We start from the raw sequence: 21,823 nt of genomic DNA, 5'->3' as shown, positions 1-21,823 counted from the left end.
ACCATGCAAGATGAAATCTGGATGGCCCGCGCACTTGAACTGGCGCGACGTGGGCGTTTCACCACCGCGCCCAATCCCCAGGTCGGCTGCGTCATTGTGCGTGAGGGTGTCATCGTCGGAGAGGGCTGGCACCTGCGTGCTGGCGAACCTCACGCTGAGATTCACGCGCTGCGCATGGCGGGCGAAAAGGCTCGTGGGGCAACGGCATATGTCACCCTTGAGCCATGCAGCCACCACGGTCGTACTCCCCCCTGTTGCGACGCATTAATTGCTGCCGGTATTGGTCGCGTAGTGGCGGCCATGCAGGACCCTAATCCGCAGGTCGCCGGTCGTGGTCTCTACCGTCTGCGTCAGGCCGGGATTAAGGTCAGCCACGGGTTGATGATGCAGGAAGCGGAAGCGCTGAACCGGGGATTTCTCAAGCGCATGCGCACCGGTTTTCCCTGGTTGCAACTCAAAATGGCGGCGTCCCTCGACGGACGCACGGCGATGGCCAGTGGTGAAAGTCAGTGGATTACCTCTCCGGAGGCACGACGCGATGTGCAGCGGTTGCGTGCGCAAAGTTCAGCCATTCTGACCACCAGCGCCACGGTACTGGCTGACAATCCTGCCCTGACGGTGCGCTGGGATGAACTGAACGATGAACCCGGCTGCCCGCAGGAACAGCGGCCTCAGCCGGTACGGGTGGTCATTGACAGCCATAATCGCGTCACACCGCAGCATCGCCTGATCGCCCAGCCGGGAGAAACCTGGCTGGCGCGCCGGCAGCCCGATACGCTGCACTGGCCGGATAATGTGCAGCAGCTGTCCCTGCCACAGCACCATCAGCAGGCAGATCTGGTCTCGCTGATGATGATGCTCGGACAGCGCCAGATTAACAGCGTCTGGGTTGAGGCAGGTGCCACGCTGGCGGGGGCATTGCTGAGCGCCGGTGTGGTCGATGAGCTGATTATCTATCTGGCTCCTAAGCTGTTGGGTGATGCCGCACGCGGTTTATGCCATCTGCCGGGCCTGACACAGCTGGCGCAGGCACCCCAGCTCAGTTTTAGCGATGTCCGGCAGGTGGGGCCGGATTTACGCCTCACGCTAACGGTATGATGACCGGGCCGTGCTTTATCAATGTTGTCCGGCAGGTTGCTAATCCGGACAAGCAGACCGTTTAAGAGTGTGATAGAATCCGCCCCCCTGCGGGGCCCTAACCGAACCCTGAAAGGAAAATTATGAACGTTATTGAAGCTGCTGTTGCTACTCCTGACGCACGCGTGGCGATTGTTATCGCGCGTTTCAACCATTTCATCAACGACAGCCTGCTGAGCGGTGCGATCGATGCGCTGAAACGTATCGGACAGGTGAAAGATGAAAATATCACCGTGGTCTGGGTTCCGGGTGCGTACGAAATGCCGGTTGCCGCCCGTGCGCTGGCGAAAGCTGGCAAGCATGACGCGGTTGTTGCGCTGGGTACGGTGATCCGTGGTGGGACTGCGCATTTTGAATATGTGGCGGGAGAAGCCAGTTCTGGTCTGGCAAACGTTGCTATGACCAGTGATATACCGGTTGCTTTTGGCGTGCTGACGACAGAAAACATCGAGCAGGCCATTGAACGCGCCGGAACCAAAGCGGGTAATAAAGGGGCGGAAGCTGCCCTGACCGCGCTTGAAATGATTAACGTACTGAAAGCTATCAAAGCCTGATTTTAAGGGGAATTTCGTGAAACCTGCTGCTCGCCGCCGCGCCCGTGAATGTGCTGTCCAGGCACTTTACTCCTGGCAGTTATCTAACAACGACATTGCCGATGTCGAATACCAGTTTCTGGCGGAGCAAGACGTCAAAGATATGGATATCAGCTACTTCCGTGAATTGCTGAGCGGCGTTGCAACCAACAGCGCGTACCTTGATGGCCTGATGAAACCCTGGCTGTCCCGTCAGTTGGAAGAGCTGGGTCAAGTCGAAAAGGCAATCCTGCGCCTTTCTCTGTACGAGCTGAGCAAGCGTGCCGATGTTCCCTACAAAGTGGCCATTAACGAAGGGATTGAGCTGGCTAAAGTGTTTGGTGCCGAGGACAGTCACAAGTTTGTCAACGGTGTACTGGATAAAGCCGCTCCGCAGATACGTCCCAACAAGAAATAATCCTGCCAGGGCCGGTTTATCCGGCCTTCTTCATTTTCAGATCCGGAACACTGTATATGGCATGTGGCGAATTTGAACTTATCACCCGGTATTTTGATCGCGTGACCAGTTCCCGTCGCGATGTGGAAAAAGGCATCGGTGACGACTGCGCACTACTGACCCTGCCGGAAAAGCAAACGCTGGCGATCAGTACCGATACGCTGGTGGAAGGTGTCCATTTCCTGCGTGATATTCATCCGGCCGATCTTGGCTACAAGGCGCTGGCGGTTAATCTCAGCGACCTGGCTGCAATGGGTGCCGATCCCGCCTGGCTGACGCTGGCGCTGACATTACCGTCGGTCGATGAGGCCTGGCTGAAGGCGTTCAGTGACAGCCTGTTTGAGCTGCTGGATTATTACGATATGCAGCTGATTGGCGGTGACACCACCCGTGGGCCACTGAGTCTGACGCTGGGTATTCATGGCCTGATCCCGCAGGGAAGGGCGCTGAAACGCTCCGGCGCGCGTCCCGGCGACTGGATTTATGTCACCGGCACGCTGGGCGACAGTGCCGCCGGTCTGGCGCTGCTACAGCACCGGATCAAAATTGACGACCCGGTGGTCCATGAAGCTTTAATCAAACGCCATCTGCGCCCAATGCCACGTATCCTGCAAGGCCAGGCGTTACGGGATCTCGCCAGTGCAGCGATTGATATTTCTGACGGTTTGATTTCGGACGTGTGCCATATTCTGCGGGCCAGCGGCTGTGGTGCCCGTCTCAATCTCGAAGCCTTACCTCTGTCGGAGGTGATGAAGCAGCACTTTGAGCCGGATCAGCTGTTGAGCTGGGCGCTCAGCGGCGGTGAAGATTACGAACTCTGTTTTACCGTACCGGAAATTAATCGCGGTGCGCTGGATGTGGCGCTGGGTAATTCAGGCGTGTCGTTTACCTGCGTCGGCCAGATAGCACCGCAGAGTGAAGGGTTAGTGCTGTTGCAGAATGGCAAACCCGTGGAGATTAACATGCAGGGATTCGATCATTTTGCCAGCCAGTAAAGATGTGGCGAAAAGTCGCCTGAAGATGAGTAACCCGTGGCACCTGCTGGCCACCGGATTTGGTAGCGGGCTGAGCCCCTGGGTGCCGGGCACGGTAGGTTCGCTGGCGTCCATTCCCTTCTGGTGTCTGATGACCTGGCTGCCGCCGGACCTCTATTCGCTGGTGGTGATGTTCGGCATCTGTATTGGTGTTTATCTTTGCCACCGTACCGCAAAAGATATGGGCGTGCACGATCACGGCTGTATCGTCTGGGATGAGTTTATCGGCATGTGGATTACGCTGATGGCGATACCGGTCAACAGCTGGCAGTGGGTACTGGCAGGATTTATTATTTTCCGCATCCTCGATATGTGGAAGCCGTGGCCAATCCGTTGGTTTGATCGTAACGTTCATGGCGGCATGGGCATTATGGTGGATGATATCGTAGCCGGAATTATTTCTGCCGGTATTCTTTACTATGCCGGGCACCATCTGGCTTTGTAACGGGCATAAGCATGGCGCTGACGATGCGCCATGCCTGAAGGATTATTCGAAGCCCACCACATCATGTGGCTGATAAACGCTCTCCAGTTCTGCCATCTCCTCGCGGGTCAGCTCTGTCTCCACCGCCTTTACCAAATCATCCAGCTGCTCAGCACGCGATGCGCCAATAATTGGCGCGGTGACGGCCGGTTTAGCCAGCATCCACGCCAGCGCAACCTGCGCCCGGCTTATGCCCCGCTGTTGTGCGATGTTTGCCACCCGTTGCGCAATCGCCCCGTCGTTCTCTTCTGTTTTGTTATACAGCGTTTGGCCAAACTCGTCGGACACCGAACGGGCCGTGGTTTCGCCCCACGGGCGGGTCAGACGTCCTCGTGCCAGCGGGCTCCACGGCAGTACCGCAATGTTTTCTGCCTGACAGAGTGGATGCATTTCGCGCTCCTCTTCCCGTTGGATCAGGTTGTACTGATCCTGCATGCTGACAAAACGTGCCCAGCCGTAGCGATCGGCAGTGTAAAGTGCTTTGGCAAATTGCCAGGCATACATCGAGGAGGCACCGATGTAACGTGCCTTGCCGGATTTCACCACCTCATCCAGCGCTTCCAGAGTCTCTTCCAGCGGCGTGTTGTAATCCCAGCGATGGATTTGCAGCAAATCAACATAGTCCATCCCCAGCCGGGTAAGGCTGTCATCAATTGATTGCAGAATGTTGGCGCGAGACAGCCCACCAGAGAGATTGCTCATCGGGAAGTAGACTTTGGTCGCCACCACAATCTCATCACGCCGGGCATAATCTTTCAGCGCACGCCCCACGATCTCTTCACTGCTGCCGTCAGAATAGCTGTTTGCCGTATCAAAGAAGTTAATGCCTGCTTCCAGCGCCTGCCTGATCAGTGGTCTGCTGCTTTGTTCCGGCAGTGTCCAGGCATGGCGGCCACGATCCGGTTCGCCAAAGGTCATACAGCCCAGACAGAGGCGGGAAACGGTCAGGTCGGTATTACCCAGTTTCACGGTGTTCATTATGGCTCCTGTTGGTGATAGTCGTTTTTCAAATCTGATGGACCAGAGGTTAAGCATAGTGCGGGGAGCAGAAGTCATGCAGAAGAGATTGTCTTCTGCATGATGAGCATCTCAGGCAATGACAATATTCATCTCATGCAGCATCTCAGTATTGACGCCCACCAGGGTAACGCTGCTGTCACCAAACTGAAAAACCGCATCATTGTCCACCATGGAAAGATAATGGTTGTAGTCATAGTCGATGCCAATGTTTTTATTCGCCATAAATAAAAGGGTGTCGGTGGTCGACAGATTATAAATGGTGTCATGGCCGAAATTACCGTAAAAAAGTAATGAGTCCCCCTCGCCGCCAAGGTAAATACTGTCATTACCCGCATTAGAGACGATGTTGGTATTGTTGTTGTAACTGTAAATCGTACTGTCACTGTCTGATGAAAACAGCCAGTTATCATCGGAAGAAGAAGAGATGGTGTAATTATTATTCTCACAGGAGTAGTAACTCAGCGCATAATCGCAGGTGCCCTCAGTTCCCTGTAACCCCTCCTCTGTTACTGCATAATCATTATGCTCAGTCACATTGATAAACCAGAAGTTGAATACGACCTTGTCGATATTGACATTCTGAATGTTTTCCGCCCGGGTGATATCTCCGGTGGAGTATTTGAAATATAAGGTTCCATCGTAACTTCGTGCTATCGACATCTCCGACAGAGTGAACTCGGTAATGTAGCTGTTATTGCCGCTGCCACCGTAGATAATATTGTATCCACTGTTATCCTTAAAAGTGTCATTGCCTTCTCCACCACACAGATAGTTATTTGCCTCACTGCCTTTCAGTAAATCATCACTCTCAGTGCCGATAATAAAGGTTGACCCGCTGTGCAGATTGCTTTTATTCAGATCTTCGACCCAGGTGGTCGCCCGATTGCCTTCACTGAGATTGGAAACAATGATATTAGAATCAATGGTGGTGTAATCGTAAACATCAGAGTTGATGACTTTGATCATGCCTGAAAGATAATCCACTCCCAGGTGTGCACTCCAGGCCGTTGGATTGGCTAACGACATAAAGTCAATATTCCAGCTTAATCCGGCATAAGCGTCATTAAATGAAACCATATTATTTGTGCAGGTTTCTCTGGCCGTGTCGTGGCTGAAGAGTGTTTCGCAAGTGAATGCGCTTCCATTCAGTGCGCGGAATACCGGATCATTTTCGTAACCGATGTTCAGCACCTTGTCATCCAGCGTATTCTGGGTCAGGGACGCCAGCGCCACGTAGCTGGAATCCTGATAAAATCCGTCCCACATACCCAGTTCTGAGCTGGTGGCCATGCTGTTAACCGCCAGCCCGCCAAGGCTGTGTCCGGTAATAATAATATCTTCACCCGTCAGCCCCTGAGCGGTAGCGAAGGCCGCGACAGAGGTAAGCAACTGATTAAAGGCATTGACGGAATAGCTGTCGGCATAGCCGCTGATTAAACCGGAAGCCAGATCGCTGACCACATCCAGTGCCGTATTCGAAATAAAATCGGATGCACCAATATTGGTGGACGTTCCCCAGAAGCTGATACCAATTTTAGTTATATTGCCGTTATCGTCGTATTGACCAAATACGTTGCACTCGGCTGAGGACATCAACAGCGATTCACCATAGAAGGCACCGTATGCGTTGGTATTGCCGTCGTATTGCAATGTCTCTCCGTCAAGAATTTGCCATCCTCCCTCGCCAGAAAAACAGTAATTACTGTCCAGTACTGAGTTCAGGTTGACGCTTTCTAAAATAATGGTGTCCTGTAACAATTCGATGTTTTTTTCATTGTTGTAATCAAAAACTGCCATACGTTCTCCTTAGTTTTGCTGTGATTTATTCCATAAGATGGCGATTTAAGGTTGCCAGATCCTCAATGCTTAATGTCCCTGAACGATCCAGCAGGTTAATCCAGGCTTTCATGTAGTTAAATTTTTCATCAGCCAAATCAAGTTGAGATTTGAACAGTTTCTGCCCGGCGTTGAGCAGGTCAATGTTAATACGCTGCCCGGCCAGAATACTTTTTCTGGTTGCTGAAAGTTGTGTTCTGGCCGCGGCTACGGCGGCGAGCCAGGCCTGGATTTTTACCGGACCATGCAGACACTGATTATAAAATTGCCGTAGCTCATTGACTGTTTTAAGACGCTGCGCATCGCGGGTGAATTGCGCCTGTTCATATTTTGCCGTCGCCTGGCGGATGGAGGCCGCGTTGCTGCCGCCCGCATAAAGTGCCATTTTCACTCTGATGCCCAGTGAATCGGTACGATATTGCTGATGTACCGATGTATCCGTAGCAGAATCGCTCTGTGAATGGGTGGCATACAATTCGACGCGAGGGAAAAAGGCCGCCCGCTTGCGTTCAATATCATAGCGTCTGCTCTCCACATCCTGTTTCATTGCCTGAAGCTGTGGATTGAGAGCCAGTGCATTTTTCTGCCACGCCTGCCAGCCACCTGATGGTATGGGGAGTGCTGTTGTGGCATCCGTCAGTCGGACAGGCAAATCGGTCACCAGTGGCTGCCCGGTAATCATTTCCAGCTCACCACGTGCTGCCTCCAGCACATCTCCGGCCTCAAGATGCTCTGCCACTGCCAGCGCGTATTCAGCTTCCGTCTCTTTCAGCTCGGTAATCGCGGCCTCTCCCGCCCGGTAGAGACGTTGGTTTAACAGCCGTTGTTGTTCAAGCAGAGTCATTCGCTGGCTGAGCAGCGCCTGTTTTTCCCGGCAGGAAACCACTTTCAGATAGGCTTCCACCACCCTGACCGCAAGGTCCTGAAAACGTTGTCGCAGACGATGCTCTGAGCCGGTTTTCTGCCTGATTCCCTGCTGATAACGCGCCCAGGCTTCATAATCGAGCAGCGGTTGTACCAGGGTTACCGCGCCGGAGTAACTCTGGTATTGCTGCTGACGCTCAACGTTGTGATGCTGCCCCCGGATGTCCGTTTGTGAATAATTCTGCTGCTGCCAGTTTTTGGGGGCGTTCTGCCAGCTCAGTGATACGGCAGGTAACAGGCCAGCCGTGGCGATAGCGGCATCCTCATTGGCGGCCGCCTGTTCTTTCAACGCGGCCAGGTAGCCGGGATCATGGTTCAGTGCCAGATGCCAGGCCTCATCCAGAGTGAGGGCCTGCGCCTGTAACGAAACAGATGACAGTGTTATCAACAAAGACAAAATGATGAGCCTTGTTTTCTGCATGATCACTCCTCCGTGAAAGCACCATTCAGACGATCCTGAAAGGGTTTGAATAAATAATTCAGCAGGGAGCGCTCACCGGATTTGATAAACACCTCCACAGGCATACCGGGTTTTATTTCTGCGTTGTGCAGCAGGCTCATGCCTTCCGGCGTGACGGCAATCTGGACTTTGTAAAACGGGGTGCTGTCTCGCGGATTAATCAGACGATCGGCAGAAACCAGGGTGACCTGACCGGGAATTCTGGGGGTCGTAACGTGGTTAAAGGCGGTAAAAGACAGGGTAACCGGCATTCCCTGGTGAACTTTGTCGATCATCCCAACTTTCAGTTCGGCATCAACAATCATCGCGGCTTTTTGCGGCACCACATCCATCAGATGTTCACCTGCGCTGACCACGCCGCCACGGGTGGTGGTATTCAGCCCAATAACAATGCCGTCCTGCGGTGCGGTAACGCGCGTCTGGGCCAGGCTGAAGGTGGCCAGTTTCAGTTTTTTACTGCTTTCACTGATCTCAATGCGGAGCTGTTCCAGCTGTGTGTCCACATCTTTCTGATACTCCGCCTCGCGCAGCACAATATGTTGTTGGTTTTCCTGTCGCTGCCTGTGCAACTCCCTGATGCGCTCTTCCGTGGCGGCAATATCACTCTCTGTGGCCGCTGCCTGTCGCTGAAGCTCCAGGTAGCGGTTGCGGGGGAAAAAGCCGTCTTTTACCAGCGCCTGTAAATCTTTTATCTGGCGCGCCAGATAAGCCAGACCGGTGATTTTGCTGCTTCTGACCTTATCCAGCGCCGCAATCTGCTGCTGAATGCCCGTCACCGACTGCTGATATAATTGGGTTTCGCTCTCCAGGGATTGTCTTCGTGACCAGAGAAGGTGTTGTTGCTGTTTCATTATCTCTGCGACATTGATGCTCTGGGCAATCTCGTCTGTCAGCACTGCCGCTGAAGGACGGGCCATCAGCGAGTGATGCTCGCGTTCTGCCAGCAGACGCTGCTGTATGATCAATGAAAGCGCATACTGTTCACGTATTGCCGACAGTTGGGCCAGCGCCTGAGTCTGGACAAGGGTCATCAGCGTCTCCCCGCTTTTTACCTGCTGCCCGTCCCTGACTGAAATGGTTTCGATGCTGCCGCTGACCGGAGCCTGCACGACCTTACGGTAACCTGAAACCATCACGATGCCTGGTGACACCACGCCTTTATCCAGCGGTGCCAGCGCCGCCCACAGCAGAAATAATCCCACGCCGCCGAACAGGGTCAGCAGGCCCAGACGCAGATAAGGCTGCGCATTTTGAGGCAGTTCGCTGACCGGGAAGTCGTCCGGGGGGAGGTGTGTTTCAGTCAACATGATGTGTCTCCTGCTGCTTTTCCCTATCGCTGGCCCCTTGCCGGGAAAGGGTTTTCAGCAAAGTCTGAGTGGGGCCATAATGTTTCACTCTGCCACTATCCAGAATCAGTAGGTGGTTACTCAGAGAGAGCAGTCCGGGACGATGAGATATCACCACCACGGTCTTTTTGCCCTGACGTAACGTTCTGAGCGCCTGATGCAGCGCTTTCTCTCCGGCATCATCCAGGCTGGCATTCGGTTCATCCAGCACCACCAGCGTGGGATTGCCATACAATGCCCTGGCCAGCCCGATGCGCTGCTTTTGCCCGCCAGACAAGCCTGCGCCTCCGTCGTTGATATGGGTGTCGTAGCCATCAGGGAAGTGCAGGATTAACTCATGTACCCCAGCCATGCGCGCAGCGATCACCACCTTCTCTGCGTCGATCTCCTGAAAACGAGCGATATTTTCCGCCACCGTGCCGGAAAAAAGCGCCACATCCTGTGGCAGATAGCCAATATGTGGGCCAAGGCTCTGTCGATCCCACTGGTGAATATCTGCCTGATCCAGCCGGACGCTGCCTTCAGTTACCGGCCAGATTCCGCTAACAACGCGAGCCAGGCAGGATTTTCCTGACGCACTGGGGCCGGCAATCAGCAGAAGATCGCCAGGCTGCACGCTGAAACTGACATTTTGCAGCACAGAAATGGACGCTCCAGTGGGGATACAGCTGATATTTTCAACCGACAGGTGCCCTTGAGGTGCAGGCAGGGGCAGAGCAAACGGCGGTGGTGGAAAAGCATCCAGCAGATTAACCAGCCTGCCCCATGACAGACGAGCCGAACGATAGTGTTTCCAGATGCCAGTCAGCTGTTCAATCGGGGCCAGAGCGCGACCGGTCAGAATTGAGCCGGCAATCATCATGCCTGGGGTAATTTCACCACGTATTGCCAGCCAGGCACCCAGTCCCAGCATCACTGACTGCAAAGCCAGCCGACAGGATTTGCTGACAGCGGTAAGAAGGGCCGCTCGTTCACTGGCGCAGCATTGATAAAAGACAAAGCGAAGATGCAGGTTATACCAGCGTTTTTTCAGTCCGGAGAGCATCCCCATGGCGGCAATGACCTCCGCCTGGTGCAGGCAGGCACTGGCATTCTGAGCGGATAATCGGGCGAAATGTCCCGCATCTTTAAGTAACCGTCTGCTCAGCTGCTCATTGAGTATCGCCAGACCAGTCAACAACAGTGCCCCTGTCATTGCCAGCCATCCCATCCACGGATTAAAAAGAAAAATGATCAGCAGATAAATGGGAAACCAGGGCGCATCGAAAAAGATAAATAATGCGCTGCCGGTCAGGAACTGGCGTAACGCACTCAGCTCATTCAGCATTTGTCCTGCATCAGTTTTATTTTGTTGCAGGCTGGACTGGCTGACGGCGAGCCAGACTCTTGCGGCAAACTGGCTGTCCAGCTGATTGCCAAGACGAATAACCACCATGCTGCGGATATATTCCAGTATTGCCAGCAGGGTAAACATCAGCACGGCCAACAGGGTAAGCATCAGCAGGGTGTCGCTATTGCCGGAACCCAGTACCCTGTCATAAATTTGCAACATATAAACTGACGGCGTCAGCATAAGCAGATTGATAACCGCTGAGAACAGGGCGACTTTTATTAATGGCTGATATCGGGACAGAATAAAACCGGACAGCTCGTTTGCAGATTTAATCATCAAAATATTGGGTCTTTTTATTTCTGAAATTAATAATGCGGTTAACTGTGTTTCATGTATTTTTTTATGTTTATTAAATTTCAGATGCTGTGGGGTTGAAGGGATAACAAAGCCATCTCCCCTGATTTATATAAATAAATTTGCAGATTATTTTGGCATTTTTAACACGATTATTTTTTTCTGCAAAACTATTTTGCAGCGTAATTATTTTACTGGTGGGTTATGGTGAATTACAGGAAATATTAATCACCGGGCTGTTCCGGTTTATTTTCTGATAAAATGGGACGCTGGTTATTTAAAAGTGATAAAAATGAAAAGGTGGTTTTCATTGATACTGCGTATTTTCACAGGAGGGGGAACGGGCAGACAAAACATGGGGAGACGCGGAAAATTATTGCTTTCCGCGTCGTAATAATCGTTACAGCGCCATCCACTGATTAATTTGTCGGGTCATACCCTCAGCATCCAGCAGGTAGTCATGACGAATTTCGTCCTGCGTACCCTGTGGAATAAATTCGTCAGGCAGACCGATATTCAGCACCGGCACACAGCAACGTTTTGCCATCAGGAGTTCAATCACACCACTGCCTGCACCGCCCTTAACTGCGCCTTCTTCCACGGTAATCAGCGCCTCATGGCTGGCAGCCAGCTCAACGATCAGCGCCTCATCAAGTGGTTTGACAAAGCGCATATCCACCAGCGTGGCATTGAGTGATTCCGCCACGCTGGCCGCTTCGGGCAGCAGCGTACCAAAGTTAAGGATCGCCAGCTTTTCTCCATGACGTTTCACCACGCCTTTACCGAGCGCTAGCGGGGCGAGGGGTTGCAGCTCGGCACCTGTCCCGGTGCCACGAGGATAACGTACGGCACTGGGGCCTTCAGCGTGGTGATAACCGGTGTACAGCATCTGACGGCATTCATTCTCATCAGCCGGCGTCATAATCACCATATTGGGAATACAACGCAGGAAGGCGATATCGAATGCCCCCTGATGGGTCTGGCCGTCCGCACCCACGATGCCGCCACGATCGATGGCAAACAGCACCGGCAGTTTCTGAATAGCCACATCATGAATCAACTGATCATAAGCGCGTTGCAGGAAGGTGGAGTAAATCGCCACCACCGGCTTATAGCCGCCGATAGCAAGACCAGCAGCGAAAGTGACCGCATGTTGTTCAGCAATGGCTACATCGAAATATTGTTGAGGATAATCGCGGGAGAAGCTGACCATGCCAGAACCTTCGCGCATGGCGGGCGTAATGGCCATCAGTCTGGCATCATCGGCGGCGGTTTCGCTCAGCCACTGACCAAAAATTTTCGAGTAGCTGGGCAATCCTTCCGCCGTTTCAGGCAACAGTCCGCTGGCCGGGTCGAATTTGGGTACGGCGTGCCAGCTGATAGGATCTTTCTCGGCTGGTGCATAACCTTTCCCTTTCCGGGTCATCACATGCAGAAACTGTGGGCCTTTCAGTTCACGCATGTTCTTAAGCGTGTGTACCAGTGAAAGCACGTCATGACCATCAACCGGACCGATATAGTTAAAGCCCAGCTCTTCAAACAGCGTGCCAGGGGCCACCATGCCCTTCAGGTGTTCTTCGGTACGTTTGACCAGCTCTTTGATCGGGGGAAGGTTGGTCAGCACTTTTTTCCCGCCTTCGCGCAGCCGCGAATAGGTTTTACCGGAGAGGATCTGCGCCAGACGATTGTTCAGTGCCCCGACGTTTTCGGAAATTGACATTTCGTTGTCGTTAAGTATCACCAGCAAATCCGGTTTGATATCACCGGCGTGGTTCATCGCTTCAAATGCCATCCCGGCGGTGATCGCTCCGTCGCCAATTACGCAGGCGGTACGGCGGCCTTTGCCCTCTTTTTCCGCAGCTACTGCCATCCCCAGCCCGGCGCTGATCGAGGTAGAAGAGTGGCCGACGTTGAGGACGTCATATTCGCTCTCATCCCGCCAGGGAAAAGGATGCAGGCCGTTTTTCTGACGGATAGTGCCGATGCGATCGCGGCGTCCGGTGAGGATCTTATGGGGATAAGCCTGGTGACCGACGTCCCACACCAAATGGTCAAATGGCGTGTTGTAGACATAATGCAGCGCAACGGTAAGCTCCACCACGCCCAGCCCGGAGGCGAAATGGCCGCTTGAACGGCTCACGCTGTCCAGTAAATACTGGCGCAGCTCGTCACAGAGTTTTGGCAGGCTTTCTTTTGGAAGCGTACGTAGTTCTTGTACCGAGCTGGCCAGCGCCAGCGTCGGATATTTTGCAGTATCAAAACTCATCAGAGACTCATTGTGGGCGTTATTTATTGCGTTCAATTATATAACTTGCAAGCAGCTGTAGCGATGTCGTGTTATAGGATTGTGCTGCAAGTGTTTCAAGTGCGCTAAGCGCCTGCTGGTGCAGATCCCGGGTTTTTGCACGCGCGCCGTCCAGTCCCAACAGTGCTGGGTAGGTGCTTTTCCCCAGCTGCTGGTCAGCACCCTGCTGCTTACCAATGATGGCGGTATCGCCTACCACATCGAGAATGTCATCCTGCACCTGAAAGGCAAGGCCAATTGCGTTGGCATAGCGATCCAGCGCCGGAATCGCTTCACAACCGCGCTCACCGGCGCTTAATGCGCCCAGCCGCACCGCAGCGCGGATCAGCGCACCGGTTTTATGGCGATGAATCTGTTCCAGCGCGTTCAAATCCACATTACGACCTTCCGCCGCCAGATCCAGAGCCTGACCACCACACATACCGGCCACACCGCTGGCCTGAGCCAGTTCCGACACCATGGCAACGCGTCCGGCTGGGGTAACGCCGGGCATTGGGGCATCGGCAAGGATGGTAAAAGCCAGCGTCTGTAAGGCGTCACCTGCCAGAATAGCCGTGTCCTCGCCAAATTTTATATGACAGGTTGGCTGCCCGCGCCGCAGGCTGTCGTTATCCATAGCAGGTAAATCATCATGGATAAGCGAATAAGCGTGGATACATTCCACGGCGGCGGCGGGCGCATCCAGGGCCGCATCGTCGGCGTGCAGCATTTCTCCGGTGGCATAAACCAGAAATGGCCGTAATCGTTTCCCGCCTAACAGTGCGCCATATTCCATCGCCTCCACCAGAGGAGAACTCTGAAACGGCAGCGGCGCAATAAAGCGTTGCAAAGCCTGATTCACCCGGGCGTAATGCGCGGTGAGAAGAGTACTCAGCTCCATCAGTCATTTTCCGGCATGAAGGGCTTCAGTTCGCTTTCCTGATCGTTGCTGAGCAGGATTTGCACGCGCTGTTCTGCCTGTTGCAGTTTTTGCTGTCCAAGGCGGGCAAGCTGGACTCCACGCTCAAATTCATTGAGCGCCTCCTCCAGCGCTAAATCTCCGCTTTCCAGACGGGACACAATCTGTTCCAGCTGTTGCAGCGAGTTTTCGAAGCTGGCGGGCTGTTCGGCTTTTTTCGGCATAATGGCTATCGGCTCAGTCGTTTTTTTTCACCATGAAGGCGTCCATGGTAGCTGACTCAAAATGATTAGCAAAATAATGCTGCCGTTAACAGATGGAGAAGCGGTTAACAGACAGCTGTGATACACTCGCGTTTTCAGAATGCACCCTACATGTTTAAAGCCCTGCATTGATTCCGGTACTTTCCTGAGCGAGCTTTCGGACAAGTGTGCATTTGCTGCCTTACTGCCGCGCCAGTCAGCCTGGCTGATTAAGTCGGGTAAGCCAGCTTAATACCATCATCTTACTCTCTGAGTGCTGAATATTCAGCGCCTTATTGCCTTTTGAGCCCTGTCACCATGAAGTTTATCATCAAGCTTTTCCCGGAAATTACGATTAAAAGTCAGTCTGTTCGTCTGCGTTTTATTAAAATTCTGACCACTAATATCCGCAACGTGCTGAAACAGTACGACGAGGCCCTCGCCGTTGTGCGTCACTGGGACCATATCGAGGTGCGGGCGAAAGATGAAAGCCAGCGCGGTAATATCGTCGCGGAACTGACCCGTATTCCCGGTATTCATCATATCCTTGCGGTGGAAGATCGTGCTTATAACGATATTCATCATATTTTTGAACAAACGCTGGAGCTGAATCGCGACAGGATTGCAGGAAAAACCTTCTGTGTCCGGGTTAAACGTCGTGGCAAACAGGCCTTCAGTTCGCAGGACGTTGAGCGTTATGTGGGGGGCGGTCTTAATCAGCATGTTGCCAGCGCTCAGGTTAAGCTCAATCATCCTGAAGTGACGGTCAATCTGGAGATCGACGACGATCGTCTGCTGCTGGTCACCGGGCGTTTTGCCGGCATTGGCGGTTTCCCTATTGGCACCCAGGAAGAGGTGTTGTCGCTGATTTCTGGTGGCTTTGACTCCGGCGTTTCCAGCTACATGCTGATCCGTCGTGGTTGTCGTGTGCATTACTGCTTCTTCAACCTGGGCGGCGCGGCGCATGAGATTGGTGTCCGTCAGGTGGCGCACTATCTGTGGCACCGTTTTGGCCGCTCACACAAGGTGCGTTTCGTGGCCATTAACTTTGAGCCGGTGGTGGGGGAGATCCTCGAAAAAGTGGAGGATGGTCAGATGGGGGTGGTGCTGAAACGGATGATGGTCCGTGCGGCGTCAACCATCGCAGAACGCTATGGTGTGCAGGCCATCGTTACCGGGGAAGCGCTTGGTCAGGTATCCAGCCAGACGCTGACCAACCTGCGGCTGATCGATAATGCGTCTGACACCCTCGTCCTGCGTCCGCTGATTTCCCATGACAAAGAGCAGATTATTGACCTTGCGCGGCAAATCGGCACGGAAGATTTTGCCCGCACCATGCCGGAATACTGTGGCGTTATTTCAAAAAGCCCGACGGTGAAGGCAGTGAAGGCGAAAATTGAGGCGGAAGAGCAAAACTTCGACTTTACCATTCTGGACCGGGTGGTGGCAGAAGCGACCAATGTTGATATTCGTCAGATTGCTGAAGAAACGCAGCAGGAAGTGGTGGAGGTGGAAACCGTGGTGTCTTTCAGCCCCAACGATGTGGTGCTGGATATCCGCTCCCCCGATGAGCAGGACGACAGGCCGCTGGAGCTGGAGGGTGTCGAGGTGAAAAGCCTGCCGTTTTACAAGCTCAGCAGCCAGTTTGGCGATCTCGATCAGAGCAAAACCTGGCTCCTTTACTGCGAACGTGGCGTGATGAGCCGCTTACAGGCTCTGTACCTGCATGAACAGGGTTTTACCAACGTCAGGGTTTACCGTCCATAAATTGCCGGGGCGAACTCATTCGCCCCTTGCCCGCAGTAATTGATGATCCGCCATGCTCACCTCAGTAATGCAATTCCTGTAACAATATGAATTAAATCATTTTTACAGGGTCATTATTGTTCTCCTGAACGGCGATACCGACAAAAATCTGATTACTCTCTCCGACGCAACAGCAAAACGGCAGCAAACTACGCTGTTAAATTATGAATTTTAATGCTATTAATTTGAATAAATAGTCAATGTGGAGGGGTGTTATGTCGGTCGATTTGCCAGTTAAGGCGCAGTTTGCTGCTTACAATGCGCATGATATTGAGGCTTTTATCGCGTGTTTTGCTGATGACTTTCGCGGATATCGTATGCCTGCTGAAACACCGTCAACAACGGGTAAGGCCGCATTGAGGGAGTTCTACATCAATAACCGTTTTAATAATCCTCAGCTGAAGGCCGAGCTTATTTCCAGAATCGTACTGGGCAATAAAGTGTTCGACCATGAGCTTATTTATGGTTTATCTGCCAATCCACTGGAGAGCGTTGCCGTCTTCGAGGTCAACGACGGTCTGATTAGCACCGCCTGGTTTTATTTTCCCTGACAAAACTGAGGGGGCTTTTGCGATTTAATCCCGATTCTCTGCGGTCAGAATCGGGATTGAGTACAAAGCGGATGGTGGCTGCACAGGATTAGTGGTCTGAAAATTTGTCTTAACAAACCTCAGCGGCAGTTATTCCACCCATTCACGATAATCAAAAATCCCGGCGGCCAGCACCAGTTGGCTGGCAACCTGATGGGCTGTTTCTTTTCCTAACAACAGGTCGATCAGTTTCAGGGCAAAATCAATGGCGGTTCCGGGTCCCTGGCTGGTGAGAAGATTAACGCGGGGATCCCACACGACCCGCTTATCCATCCATTTTGACTCAGGAATGGTGTGTTTGAGGCCAGGGAATCCGGTCATATTGCCCACCGGAAACAGGTCATGCGGCACCAGTACCGTACCGGCTGCTGCGCAGATAGCGGCCACGATGCGCCCGGAAAGGTGAAACTGACGAACGGTTTCAACCAGCAGGGGGCTGTCGCGGAACGCTTCAGCGCCTTTAAGACCGCCCGGAAGAACGATGGCCGCAAAATCGTTATCAGCGACCTCAATCAGTGGCGCATCAGCTATCAGTCTGACGCCGCGTGAGCAGCGGATTTCCGTACTGCCATCTTCGGTTACGCTGGCGGTGGTCACCGATAAGCCTGCCCGCACCAGCAGATCGATGGTGGTCACCGCCTCCATTTCTTCACTGCCAGCGGCCAGGCAGACCAGTACCGATGCGTTGATGCTCATCATTTTGTTCCTTATGCTTAATCAGTTCATATAACCGGTTGTTTTCCGGTGTGACCAGGCCCTGCGCTCTGGCACGACGAATCACATAGCCGTTAATGTAGTCTATCTCGGTCCGTCTTCCCGCGCGGATGTCCTGTAGCATCGAAGAGGTGTTGGCTGCGGTGCTGTTAATGACATCCATCACATAATCAAGTAGCGCCTCACGCGAAGTATGGTGGCCTTCACGTTCCATTACGCTGGCCACTTCATCACACAGTGTTGCCACTTCCTGCTGATGGTTGAGCAGTAATCCATTTGGACAGTCATATTTCACCGTTAACGGATTCACCACGCAGTTGACCGCCAGTTTTTGCCAGGCTGCGGATGCGACATTGTTGTGCCACGCGACATCCGGCAAGGCCTGGTGCAGCATTTCTGCCAGATCGCTGAAGCGTTCGCCGTTCGGGGATACCGGGCCAATATGCGTAATCCCCGTTGCAACATGGACTACCCGCGAGCCGTCGCGCGTGGCGGCATGTGTGGTAATGCCGCGCAGCAGCGGTTGTTGCAGAGATTTCAGCTCTTCCAGGGTGCCCATGCCGTTATGCAGTAAAAGAACCGGACAGGCTTCAGGCAGGAGAGACTGCACGTTTTTAACCGCCCCGGATACCTGCCAGGCTTTCAGCGTTACCAGCAACAACTCGCTGGCTCGCAGAAACGTGGCACTGTTGGCGATAAAGGTTTTGTTAATGACTTCGCCATCCGGCGTCACCACCTCTGCCGCGCAATGGGGCTGTGGCACCCTTAACCAGCCCTGAACATCATGTCCACGGGCGGCAAGGGCAGCCAGCCAGATTTGCCCTAAGGCTCCGCATCCTAAGACGGTAATCTTCATTGATCCTCTCCGCATACGGGTGAAATATGGCCCGCCCCCGGCACCTGGTTTTTCTGCTACAGCTTCAGACGCGGGTGGTTTTTTTAAGCCAGCTAAGTCGGTATTATGCCTGTCACTTTAGAATCAGGAGAATACATCATGCCATCTTTCGATGTTGTTTCAGAAATCGACATGCAGGAAGTGAGAAATGCCGTTGAAAATGCTAACCGTGAACTGTCCAGCCGCTTCGATTTTCGCAATGTGACCGCCAGTTACGAACTGAACGAGAAAAATGAATCAATCAGGGTGTTGAGCGAATCTGATTTTCAGGTGAAACAGCTGGTGGATATTCTGCGTGAAAAATTGCTGAAGCGTGGGATTGAGGGCGGCGCGCTGGAAGTCCCGGAAGAAATTGAACACAGCGGCAAGACCTGGGCGGTGGATGCCCAGCTGAAAAAAGGTATCCCTACAGACGTGGCAAAAAAACTGGTGAAACTGATCAAAGACAGTAAGTTGAAGGTGCAGTCACAAATTCAGGGTGAAGAAGTGCGGGTTACCGGCAAGTCCCGTGACGATCTGCAAAGCGCCATGGCTGTGGTGCGCGGTGGTAATCTTGGTCAGCCTTTTCAGTTCAAAAACTTCCGCGACTGAGCAAACAGGGCGAACTGATTCGCCCCCGGTGTCACAGACTCACGCTTTTCTTTGTTTGCGGACGCGGTTCAGGCATTCAGCCGCTTCCATGCGGGCCGGGTGCCGATTCCCTGGCAGGCAGGATTTGTGCAGCGGCTACTTCGTTTCGCCGCTGACTGGTTTGTTTTCGGGCGTTAACCCCGGTTCGACCAGGCTGTAGATTTGATTATCCAGCGGGTTTTCAAGCAGGGAAATAATGGCCAGGGCCACATCTGCACGACGTATCAGGCCATGAACCTCTCTGTTTTGCAGTAGCTGGCCTTTTCCGGTCGCTTCACCATTCAGCAGACCGCCGGGCCGGATAATGCACCAGGCCAGCCGACTGGTTTGCAGCCAGCTTTCTGCCAGCGACTTCTCTCTGACCGCCTGACCAAATGCCTGTCTGGCCCGCTCGGACAATGTCGGCCAGCTGTCGCCGCAGCCAAGCGATGTCACCATCAGCATCTGGCTGATGCCGGTCAGCTCGGCGCAGTCAATGATATTCCGGTGGGCGAGATAGTCGTGATGACCACCTATAGTAGAAATAATTACGGCATCAGGTCCGGCAGCCTGACAGGCTTGTATCACGCTGCGGGTATCGCAGGCATCGCCGACGAATACCTGTACGTTGTTCATTGCGGCCAGCCGCTCTGCATCTTCCAGTTTACGCACCATTATCACCACCGGCTGTTGATGCCTGACGGCAAAGTGCAACAACTCCGCGCCGGTTCCTCTGGCAGCGCCAAAAATCAGCCACTTTGCCATTAATTCTCTCCCTGTTGCAGGGCTTCTGCCAGTTGGCGAAAAGCGTTGAGCTGGTCGGGTTGCAACTGCCGATGGCTGTCGCGACCCACGAAGATTTTCAGCATAGCCTGGCCCTGCGCGTTAAGGAAAATAACCGAGGCGGTTGCCATGCTCATAAAAGGACGTTCGACGAAGGCAATGTGCTGACAGTGGCTGGCACGAATGTGACCGCTCAGTCCCTGTTTGCTGCGCAGGTTGAAATAACCGTGGCCGTGACGACCAGAAGGTAATTCCCCGTGAAACTCCAGAATAATATCCTGATTATTTACCAGCGTGGTCACATCTCCCCAGCGGGTGATGTTGTCCCAGACTGCATCAAAGTGCGCACCGTCGATCAATGTTCTGACAGGTAATGCCGTAATCACCGTCTGGAGCGGCACGGCATAACGCTCTGCAATCTCTTCCAGCGTACCGTCCGGATTTGTCTGCATAAATTCAGAGAGGGTGGGTTGCATAATGACTTCCTTTTTCGGATGGGGTGGCGTTAAGTTGCATAAAAATTTCTGCCAGTGACTGCATCAGGTTATTGGCCCAGAAACGCCCGCTGTCGGTAAGACGCAGGCAGAGCGAATTGTCAGTCAGCAACCCTGACTGATGCCACTGCTCAACAAGGGGTTGAAGGGTGGCGGCATCCGGGCTGAGCGCCGTCAGATCCAGCCGTCCTGCCTCAATTCCGCCCTGCAACTGGTGACGCCATTGCTGTGGATGCTCTGTAGCTGGCGTCATCATGCCAATGGGCTTCTGGTCGTTGTCCAGCGCCTGGTAATAGTTTTCCAGCTGGCGGTGCATCATATACGCCTGACCATTGAGGTTACCGCCAGCGCCAGAGCCGATCGCCAGGCAGTCGGCACCCTGCTTAATCAGCAGGTTGTACATGTTGCGCTCTCGGGTCGTTCTGGCCCAGTGGCTGTTGCTTAACTGTCGCCAGCCATAATCTGCCAGCAGGGCGGCACCCTGAAGATAAAGATCCCGCCGTTCAGTGACATCCGGCAGATCCGTGCGTTGATTTTCCACGGCTTTAGCCAGCGGCGTGGTAGGAAGCAGGTTCAGGGCGTAAAGATCCACGCCATCAAGGCCAATGTCCCTGACCGTTTCGAGATCGGTTTGCCAGCTTTCCGCCGTCTGTCCGGGCAGGCCAAACATCAAATCGCAGACCACTGCGGCCCGGTCACGACGGCACAGTGCCTCCAGAAAAGCGACGGATTGCTGACGATCGGATGTCCGCGCCATCTTCTTACGAATACGGCTGTCAAACGTTTGTATGCCAATCGAAAAGCGATTGGCCCCGGCGTCCAGACAGGCATCAATTCGCGCATCATCAAAGTTAAGAATCCGGCCTTCGATGGTGATTTCACAGTCCGGTGCCAGTGGCAGCCTGCTCCTCAGCAGGCTGATGATACGGTACAGTCCTTGCGCTGAGAGTGATGTCGGGGTGCCGCCGCCAAAATATATTGCATGGATTGGGGCTGACTGATGTAACGGACTGTCGGCTTCCATTTCGATTTCACGTAGCAGATAGCTGACATATTTTTCGGCCTCATCGGCGTGAAATTTATTCTGGTAAAAGCCGCAGAATGTACAGCGGGTGTCGCAAAACGGAATGTGGAGATAGAGCAGACGTTTACGGGGCGGCAAGGATTGCTGCAATAACCTTTGCCAGGCGGATTGAATTGCGTCAGCCGCTAATGGCGTTTTGTTACGCCACGGCATGGCAGTCCGACGTTCAGTGAAAGCCTGAACGCCGGGTTGTGCAAACCACGGGGTTAAATCAATTTGCATAGTCCTTTTCCATAAGGCAGAGGGAAGAGAGTCAAAAGATAATCATTATCATTTCTCAGCATGATGACGATGATTTAAGTCAAGGATGAGCGAAGGGGATTGATAATTAATCACTGTTAAGCGTGTTTAAGGCGGCATAAGAACGCCGCCGCCAGCTCAGGGATGATGACAGAAAGGGTTAACAGAAAACCTGCGGGTATATTGTCCGGATGCCATGCCGAACG

Annotated in this window: 21 protein-coding genes; 8 read left to right on the top strand and 13 right to left on the bottom strand. The window is 53.3% G+C overall.

What is annotated here, in order from left to right; all coding sequences use genetic code 11:
• Nucleotides 1–3: 3 nt before the first annotated feature.
• The 5 genes from ribD (at nucleotide 4) to pgpA (ending at nucleotide 3,645) form a co-directional block, all read left to right on the top strand.
• The gene (gene ribD, locus BG55_RS01530; protein ID WP_034933543.1) at nucleotides 4–1,098 is read left to right on the top strand and encodes a bifunctional diaminohydroxyphosphoribosylaminopyrimidine deaminase/5-amino-6-(5-phosphoribosylamino)uracil reductase RibD; all 1,095 of its coding nucleotides are present in this window, start codon (nucleotides 4–6) and stop codon (nucleotides 1,096–1,098) included.
• Between the two features lie 122 nt (nucleotides 1,099–1,220).
• Nucleotides 1,221–1,691, top strand: a complete 471-nt coding sequence (gene ribH / locus BG55_RS01525) for a 6,7-dimethyl-8-ribityllumazine synthase (protein ID WP_034933540.1) — start codon at nucleotides 1,221–1,223, stop codon at nucleotides 1,689–1,691.
• A gap of 16 nt (nucleotides 1,692–1,707) precedes the next feature.
• On the top strand, nucleotides 1,708–2,127 hold the full coding sequence (gene nusB / locus BG55_RS01520) for a transcription antitermination factor NusB (RefSeq protein ID WP_034933539.1): 420 nt from the start codon (nucleotides 1,708–1,710) through the stop codon (nucleotides 2,125–2,127).
• A 56-nt stretch (nucleotides 2,128–2,183) separates the two neighbouring features.
• Entirely contained in the window at nucleotides 2,184–3,161 is a 978-nt protein-coding gene (gene thiL, locus BG55_RS01515; protein ID WP_034933537.1) for a thiamine-phosphate kinase, read from the top strand.
• Nucleotides 3,106–3,645, top strand: a complete 540-nt coding sequence (pgpA, locus tag BG55_RS01510) for a phosphatidylglycerophosphatase A (protein ID WP_071994960.1) — start codon at nucleotides 3,106–3,108, stop codon at nucleotides 3,643–3,645. Before thiL ends, pgpA begins: the two co-directional genes overlap by 56 nt.
• Before the next feature lie 42 nt (nucleotides 3,646–3,687).
• On the opposite strand, the gene BG55_RS01505 is transcribed toward pgpA, so the two are convergent.
• From BG55_RS01505 to xseB, 8 genes are all read right to left on the bottom strand, one after another.
• Nucleotides 3,688–4,662 (bottom strand): aldo/keto reductase, encoded by a 975-nt coding sequence (locus BG55_RS01505; protein ID WP_034933534.1) that lies wholly within the window; start codon nucleotides 4,660–4,662, stop codon nucleotides 3,688–3,690.
• A 111-nt stretch (nucleotides 4,663–4,773) separates the two neighbouring features.
• Nucleotides 4,774–6,501 carry a lipase gene (locus tag BG55_RS01500; protein WP_034933531.1) on the bottom strand — a complete coding sequence of 576 codons (1,728 nt, stop codon included), beginning with the start codon at nucleotides 6,499–6,501 and terminating at the stop codon, nucleotides 4,774–4,776.
• A 25-nt stretch (nucleotides 6,502–6,526) separates the two neighbouring features.
• A complete protein-coding gene (locus tag BG55_RS01495; protein ID WP_052018643.1) occupies nucleotides 6,527–7,885 on the bottom strand; it encodes a TolC family outer membrane protein in 1,359 nt (452 codons plus the stop codon).
• Between the two features lie 2 nt (nucleotides 7,886–7,887).
• The gene (locus BG55_RS01490; RefSeq protein ID WP_034933526.1) at nucleotides 7,888–9,231 is read right to left on the bottom strand and encodes an HlyD family type I secretion periplasmic adaptor subunit; all 1,344 of its coding nucleotides are present in this window, start codon (nucleotides 9,229–9,231) and stop codon (nucleotides 7,888–7,890) included.
• Nucleotides 9,221–10,939 carry a type I secretion system permease/ATPase gene (locus BG55_RS01485; RefSeq protein WP_034933524.1) on the bottom strand — a complete coding sequence of 573 codons (1,719 nt, stop codon included), beginning with the start codon at nucleotides 10,937–10,939 and terminating at the stop codon, nucleotides 9,221–9,223. The genes BG55_RS01490 and BG55_RS01485 overlap by 11 nt, the downstream gene beginning before the upstream one ends.
• A 418-nt stretch (nucleotides 10,940–11,357) precedes the next feature.
• Nucleotides 11,358–13,223, bottom strand: a complete 1,866-nt coding sequence (dxs, locus tag BG55_RS01480; protein WP_034933521.1) for a 1-deoxy-D-xylulose-5-phosphate synthase — start codon at nucleotides 13,221–13,223, stop codon at nucleotides 11,358–11,360.
• A 19-nt stretch (nucleotides 13,224–13,242) separates the two neighbouring features.
• Complete coding sequence (gene ispA, locus BG55_RS01475; RefSeq protein ID WP_034933519.1) at nucleotides 13,243–14,142, bottom strand: (2E,6E)-farnesyl diphosphate synthase; 900 nt, start codon at nucleotides 14,140–14,142, stop codon at nucleotides 13,243–13,245.
• Nucleotides 14,142–14,384, bottom strand: a complete 243-nt coding sequence (xseB, locus tag BG55_RS01470) for an exodeoxyribonuclease VII small subunit (RefSeq protein ID WP_034933515.1) — start codon at nucleotides 14,382–14,384, stop codon at nucleotides 14,142–14,144. The genes ispA and xseB overlap by 1 nt, the downstream gene beginning before the upstream one ends.
• A 336-nt stretch (nucleotides 14,385–14,720) precedes the next feature.
• Between xseB and thiI the strand changes: the two genes are divergently transcribed.
• Nucleotides 14,721–16,169 carry a tRNA uracil 4-sulfurtransferase ThiI gene (gene thiI, locus BG55_RS01465; protein WP_034933512.1) on the top strand — a complete coding sequence of 483 codons (1,449 nt, stop codon included), beginning with the start codon at nucleotides 14,721–14,723 and terminating at the stop codon, nucleotides 16,167–16,169.
• A 254-nt stretch (nucleotides 16,170–16,423) separates the two neighbouring features.
• Nucleotides 16,424–16,759 carry a nuclear transport factor 2 family protein gene (locus BG55_RS01460; RefSeq protein WP_034933511.1) on the top strand — a complete coding sequence of 112 codons (336 nt, stop codon included), beginning with the start codon at nucleotides 16,424–16,426 and terminating at the stop codon, nucleotides 16,757–16,759.
• 129 nt (nucleotides 16,760–16,888) lie between these two features.
• On the opposite strand, the gene yajL is transcribed toward BG55_RS01460, so the two are convergent.
• Nucleotides 16,889–17,488 carry a protein deglycase YajL gene (gene yajL / locus BG55_RS01455; RefSeq protein WP_034933946.1) on the bottom strand — a complete coding sequence of 200 codons (600 nt, stop codon included), beginning with the start codon at nucleotides 17,486–17,488 and terminating at the stop codon, nucleotides 16,889–16,891.
• Nucleotides 17,448–18,368, bottom strand: a complete 921-nt coding sequence (gene panE, locus BG55_RS01450) for a 2-dehydropantoate 2-reductase (RefSeq protein WP_034933509.1) — start codon at nucleotides 18,366–18,368, stop codon at nucleotides 17,448–17,450. Before panE ends, yajL begins: the two co-directional genes overlap by 41 nt.
• 138 nt (nucleotides 18,369–18,506) lie before the next feature.
• Between panE and BG55_RS01445 the strand changes: the two genes are divergently transcribed.
• Nucleotides 18,507–18,998, top strand: coding sequence for a YajQ family cyclic di-GMP-binding protein (locus BG55_RS01445; RefSeq protein WP_034933508.1), 492 nt, complete (start codon nucleotides 18,507–18,509; stop codon nucleotides 18,996–18,998).
• Between the two features lie 135 nt (nucleotides 18,999–19,133).
• On the opposite strand, the gene BG55_RS01440 is transcribed toward BG55_RS01445, so the two are convergent.
• Genes BG55_RS01440 through hutW form a run of 3 tightly spaced genes read right to left on the bottom strand, consistent with a single transcriptional unit; the run spans nucleotide 19,134 to nucleotide 21,599 of the window.
• Nucleotides 19,134–19,781: an SDR family oxidoreductase gene (locus tag BG55_RS01440; RefSeq protein ID WP_034933505.1), complete on the bottom strand. Its 648-nt coding sequence runs from the start codon at nucleotides 19,779–19,781 to the stop codon at nucleotides 19,134–19,136.
• Nucleotides 19,781–20,275, bottom strand: a complete 495-nt coding sequence (gene hutX, locus BG55_RS01435) for a heme utilization cystosolic carrier protein HutX (protein WP_034933502.1) — start codon at nucleotides 20,273–20,275, stop codon at nucleotides 19,781–19,783. The genes BG55_RS01440 and hutX overlap by 1 nt, the downstream gene beginning before the upstream one ends.
• Entirely contained in the window at nucleotides 20,256–21,599 is a 1,344-nt protein-coding gene (gene hutW, locus BG55_RS01430) for a heme anaerobic degradation radical SAM methyltransferase ChuW/HutW (RefSeq protein WP_034933500.1), read from the bottom strand. The genes hutX and hutW overlap by 20 nt, the downstream gene beginning before the upstream one ends.
• Nucleotides 21,600–21,823 lie beyond the last annotated feature (224 nt).

Source organism: Erwinia mallotivora, assembly GCF_000590885.1.
Classification (GTDB): Bacteria; Pseudomonadota; Gammaproteobacteria; order Enterobacterales; family Enterobacteriaceae; genus Erwinia; species Erwinia mallotivora.
This window is presented reverse-complemented; position numbering and strand designations above follow the sequence as displayed.

Bases quoted from the DNA above. Each gene is read 5' to 3' on its own strand.
- hutW (WP_034933500.1), bottom strand. From the start codon at position 21,599: ATGCAAATTGATTTAACCCCGTGGTTTGCACAACCCGGCGTTCAGGCT.
- BG55_RS01445 (WP_034933508.1), top strand. From the start codon at position 18,507: ATGCCATCTTTCGATGTTGTTTCAGAAATCGACATGCAGGAAGTGAGA.
- BG55_RS01485 (WP_034933524.1), bottom strand. From the start codon at position 10,939: ATGATTAAATCTGCAAACGAGCTGTCCGGTTTTATTCTGTCCCGATAT.
- BG55_RS01440 (WP_034933505.1), bottom strand. From the start codon at position 19,781: ATGGCAAAGTGGCTGATTTTTGGCGCTGCCAGAGGAACCGGCGCGGAG.
- ispA (WP_034933519.1), bottom strand. From the start codon at position 14,142: ATGGAGCTGAGTACTCTTCTCACCGCGCATTACGCCCGGGTGAATCAG.
- BG55_RS01490 (WP_034933526.1), bottom strand. From the start codon at position 9,231: ATGTTGACTGAAACACACCTCCCCCCGGACGACTTCCCGGTCAGCGAA.
- pgpA (WP_071994960.1), top strand. From the start codon at position 3,106: ATGGCAAACCCGTGGAGATTAACATGCAGGGATTCGATCATTTTGCCA.
- xseB (WP_034933515.1), bottom strand. From the start codon at position 14,384: ATGCCGAAAAAAGCCGAACAGCCCGCCAGCTTCGAAAACTCGCTGCAA.
- BG55_RS01495 (WP_052018643.1), bottom strand. From the start codon at position 7,885: ATGCAGAAAACAAGGCTCATCATTTTGTCTTTGTTGATAACACTGTCA.
- hutX (WP_034933502.1), bottom strand. From the start codon at position 20,275: ATGCAACCCACCCTCTCTGAATTTATGCAGACAAATCCGGACGGTACG.
- dxs (WP_034933521.1), bottom strand. From the start codon at position 13,223: ATGAGTTTTGATACTGCAAAATATCCGACGCTGGCGCTGGCCAGCTCG.
- BG55_RS01460 (WP_034933511.1), top strand. From the start codon at position 16,424: ATGTCGGTCGATTTGCCAGTTAAGGCGCAGTTTGCTGCTTACAATGCG.
- ribH (WP_034933540.1), top strand. From the start codon at position 1,221: ATGAACGTTATTGAAGCTGCTGTTGCTACTCCTGACGCACGCGTGGCG.
- panE (WP_034933509.1), bottom strand. From the start codon at position 18,368: ATGAAGATTACCGTCTTAGGATGCGGAGCCTTAGGGCAAATCTGGCTG.
- BG55_RS01500 (WP_034933531.1), bottom strand. From the start codon at position 6,501: ATGGCAGTTTTTGATTACAACAATGAAAAAAACATCGAATTGTTACAG.
- thiL (WP_034933537.1), top strand. From the start codon at position 2,184: ATGGCATGTGGCGAATTTGAACTTATCACCCGGTATTTTGATCGCGTG.
- thiI (WP_034933512.1), top strand. From the start codon at position 14,721: ATGAAGTTTATCATCAAGCTTTTCCCGGAAATTACGATTAAAAGTCAG.
- ribD (WP_034933543.1), top strand. From the start codon at position 4: ATGCAAGATGAAATCTGGATGGCCCGCGCACTTGAACTGGCGCGACGT.
- BG55_RS01505 (WP_034933534.1), bottom strand. From the start codon at position 4,662: ATGAACACCGTGAAACTGGGTAATACCGACCTGACCGTTTCCCGCCTC.